The sequence below is a fragment of the Psychrobacter sp. genome (assembly GCF_036731945.1).
GTDB lineage: Bacteria > Pseudomonadota > Gammaproteobacteria > Pseudomonadales > Moraxellaceae > Psychrobacter.
The window spans coordinates 1-3729 of sequence record NZ_DAINDI010000035.1 but is presented as its reverse complement, the minus strand read 5'-3'; the positions used below and the strand labels follow the sequence as shown (position 1 = coordinate 3729).

Here is a 3729-nt window from a genome sequence, read left to right as displayed (position 1 = left end):
TGATGGTTTTACCCTGGTGCTTACCAAACGTAAACGAGGTAGGAATCCGCGCTTCCTCGCTGGCAAGATATAACTGTTCCATGCTGGTAATATTACCCAGCTCGCATAGATGCTCTAGCAGCCACAGCGTGAACGTTACATCGTAACCAGCATCATGAGCATTGCGGCAATACTGACGTGCCAGATCAGGATTAATCGCGTAGGTGAGTGCGCCTAGTGAGTGACTATCCAAGTCCGGCAGCAATCTACGTGCCAGCGCTTGCGTACAAATACGTTTGTACTGGCTAACATCGACGCCAGCGTTGGCCGCGACTTGAATGTCATAATCGACATTGTGGCCGATGATGTAGGCTTCACCGACTGGCAGATGCCAAGGCACAACCTCTTTGTGGTTATCGCATCCAGCTACGTCATCATAGGTAATATGCGATACAGCCATTGCGCCGTAACTAATTGCGCGGTCAGGGCGGCAGTTGACAGTAGGGCTTGCTAAGTCTGTATATCCGTAATGATGGTAACTATCCGTTGATATCACGCCATCTACGAACTTTACGTGACGCCACCCCATCTGCGTTGCCTCAGCTTCCCTGCTAACATCCGTTGCTTCAAAATCTATAATCATTGCTGGCGTGTTCATGCTTTTGCTTCCTTAACAAATTCTTCAAATAGGTAGTTATAATCAAAAGGCTGTGCCACACCCATGACCGGTGCTTGCTTCTGGCGTTCGGCCATAAGCGCTTCGATATCAATTTCTTTAGGAAACTTAGACATATCCTTTTGCGCTCGCACCACAACATACGACCTGCTCATAATGACCGCGCCGCTACCATTCCTTGCTGCATCAAACGCCATGTTTGCCGCGTCTGGTATCGTGCGTCTATCGCCATAGCCTTGATAGTCAATCGTGGCACAGTACATTTCACCGTCAGCCATACACACATGACCAGTCACAACAAACTTACGCGGCGATTCCAGTATCTCTTTTCGCACCTTCGGGCTAATCCATTCGTCAAAATACTCAGTCCGATTTCTAACCTGATCGCCAGTGAGTGAGGTATTGAGGGGGATTTTCATGTAACCTTCGTACATTTCCGGCTTACTGGCTTTTATCTGGTTCGCCTTTTTGACTGCCGCTTTCTTGCGCTTATCGCGGTTTTTAATCTTTGCCATAATATTAGTCCTCAAACTTAGTTTCGATACACTCAACTGGAGCGCCGTTAGCGAGGTAGACACTGTGATTGGTGAGCACGTCCTTGAGTGCATCGCTTAGTACCTTGAGAGCGCTATCTTGTATCTCAATAACACCATCTTCCGACCCACCTTCAACATTATCGTTAACCCACTCATCAATGAAATCACGTAGTCGAAAAGGTAGGTTCGAAGTTTGCTCGATAGCATTCTCATGAGACGGGATTATTTTGCAAACCATGTAAGATGCTGGCGCCCACTCATGATCTTCAATTATTTGTTGGCGTATCTCTGGCGCGTCTAAAACTGCTTGTTCGCGACTTTCGTAAGGACCATGTTCTAGGCGCTCTTCATCTTCGATAGACATGTAGTAAGCTGGTAATACTGGTTTTGTAGTCATAATGATTATTCCGTAGTAGTTGAAAATAGGGTGTTTAGGCTGGCAGTTGTCCTTTCAAACTACCCCAGCGTCATAGCCTTGGTGAGCCATCACCTCACCAACTAGCTGATACCAGTGGCCTAAACGATTGATGGTTTATTCAATCAATATTTTTTACCACCATCTTTGACACGGTTCTCCATCTTGTGATCTGCACGCTGAGCGTTGTAAGCCAGCTTTTCAGCGATAGCGCCGCCTAGGTCGTAACCTTTACCGCCAGCCAAGTCGCAAATGCGGATAACTGCATCTGCCAATTCAACTTCCATCATTTTTCGATGGGGTAGATGGTCGTCCATCAAGTCTTTGCGATCGCCTTCCATTGCTTCAGCAAGCTCGCTTACGCACAACATAAGCAACTGACCAGTATTGCGCTTCATGCCAGTACCATCGGTGTCACCTAGATACTCGCCAGTTTCAGGACAAGTCCACCAGCCGCCGTTAATACTGGCTGTGTGGCAAGCATCTTGTAGTGAGGCTACAGCGTCAGCAAGTGGCTGACCTTTTAAAATAGGGGTTAATTCTTTTTGAGAAGTCATAATATTTACCTTTAAGTTAGAGTAGGGTTGGCAGCTTACGGCTGCAAATCGTTATTCCGAAAATTAACTAGCCAGCGAAAGACTAGAAAGGTATCCAATCATCGTTTGGACCGTCCGGCATGTTTGATGGTGCTGGTACGTTGTTCGGTGCGCTACTATTGTTTTGTTGAGTAGGTGCTGGACCACGCTGGTAAGTCGTCCCGCCATGTGGTGGCTGGCTAGTACGTTGATTGTTATAGCCGCCTTTATTGCCGCTCATCTGTGCATCAACTTCCTTTTCTGACTTTTGCGAGTAACCAATCAAGCGCTCCATCTGCACTTCAATTTGCTGCGCTGGTGCCTGATCCTTTTGTTCTTGCAAAGTCTGGCGCTTCTGATTGAAGGCGGCGAACAGCTGCGTCTTCTTGCGCTTCTCACCGTTGTAAATTTCAAACTCATCAATAAACAGACCAGTGAAGTGCTTGCCCATTAATTCATTGGCCACCGTCATCTGAGTTGGGACCACCTTGCCAGCCGCAGCATCGTACTTGTCGATATTAGCTTGCGTTGGGGTGAGTGTCGTAACGCCAGTGACCGCCATAATGCTTTGTAGCTGGTTGTAAAAGCCTTCGATATAACTGCCGTCTTGCTTCATAAACCAAAGAGTGAAGTAACCTTTCTGACCATCTTTGTTGAACACATCAAAAGCCATGCCGGTTGTGCCAGTGTTGTTCGATACAACAAACTCAGCGCGACCAATCTTGACCAGTTGTTCGCTGTTGCCGTCAAAGAATTGACCGCCACCAGTATTGGCTTTAAGTGCGGCAGTTTCGTTTAGCTGGATAGTAGGGAAGTTCATGGGTAGGTCCTTTAAATAAAATTAGGCTATTTGTGCCTGTTGATTATGGTTTTTGGCAATGCCGTAGAAGTCGCAGATTGCGTCATCTACAGCGTTTAAATCATTAGGTATTAGTTCGTTGGCAAACATTTCATGCGGCGTTTTAACAGTGGTGGTGCCGTCATTCTTGGTCATAAAGTAATGTTCGCCATTACGAATGGTGGTTTGCAGTACGATAGTCACCATGCCTTCAAGTACAATCTTTTCATCGAGCATCTTGCCCATCGTTTTAATCTTCGTCTTACCCTCCACTTCTTCGATGTGCGATAAGATATAAATGCGCTGGTCAGGGTGCGTATTATTGATAGCTGTGTTCAGAATATTCCAAGCGTTCTGACCGATACGATTAAAGCGCTGGAATACTGAGTTGCCACCACCTTCATCGGTCACACCGCGCATAAACTCATTGGCCATGATGTACTGGAAGTCATCGATAATCACGATAGGCGCTTTAAGAGATGGCAGAAGGTCATTAATCTCGTAAGCGTTATCCGTGTTCAGCTTTCTAAATTGCTTGCCGGCTCGAAAGGGTAGCGGCTTACCCATGACGTTGATAACGCCACATAGCGACGGGTCAAGGTTTTGCATACTAAAAGACTTGCCCGAACCGCTATTGCCTAACACTAAAGTCACGATAGCCATTAGATATTCTCCTCACCAAGACCAAACACGCTATCAAACTGCGCTAA

At 46.6% G+C, this 3729-nt stretch carries 6 protein-coding genes; all 6 read right to left on the bottom strand.

What is annotated here, in order from left to right; all coding sequences use genetic code 11:
• Positions 1–637, bottom strand: a 637-nt coding sequence (locus tag V7D75_RS08580; protein WP_333614229.1) for a 3'-5' exonuclease, incomplete at its 3' end; no start/stop codon positions are given.
• On the bottom strand, positions 634–1170 hold the full coding sequence (locus V7D75_RS08575) for a hypothetical protein (protein ID WP_333614228.1): 537 nt from the start codon (positions 1168–1170) through the stop codon (positions 634–636). The genes V7D75_RS08580 and V7D75_RS08575, both read right to left, overlap by 4 nt.
• A 4-nt stretch (positions 1171–1174) precedes the next feature.
• On the bottom strand, positions 1175–1588 hold the full coding sequence (locus V7D75_RS08570) for a hypothetical protein (RefSeq protein ID WP_333614227.1): 414 nt from the start codon (positions 1586–1588) through the stop codon (positions 1175–1177).
• 143 nt (positions 1589–1731) lie between these two features.
• On the bottom strand, positions 1732–2163 hold the full coding sequence (locus tag V7D75_RS08565; RefSeq protein ID WP_333614226.1) for a hypothetical protein: 432 nt from the start codon (positions 2161–2163) through the stop codon (positions 1732–1734).
• An 82-nt stretch (positions 2164–2245) separates the two neighbouring features.
• Positions 2246–3001: a hypothetical protein gene (locus V7D75_RS08560; protein WP_333614225.1), complete on the bottom strand. Its 756-nt coding sequence runs from the start codon at positions 2999–3001 to the stop codon at positions 2246–2248.
• A gap of 21 nt (positions 3002–3022) precedes the next feature.
• On the bottom strand, positions 3023–3682 hold the full coding sequence (locus V7D75_RS08555) for an ATP-binding protein (protein WP_333614224.1): 660 nt from the start codon (positions 3680–3682) through the stop codon (positions 3023–3025).
• Positions 3683–3729 lie beyond the last annotated feature (47 nt).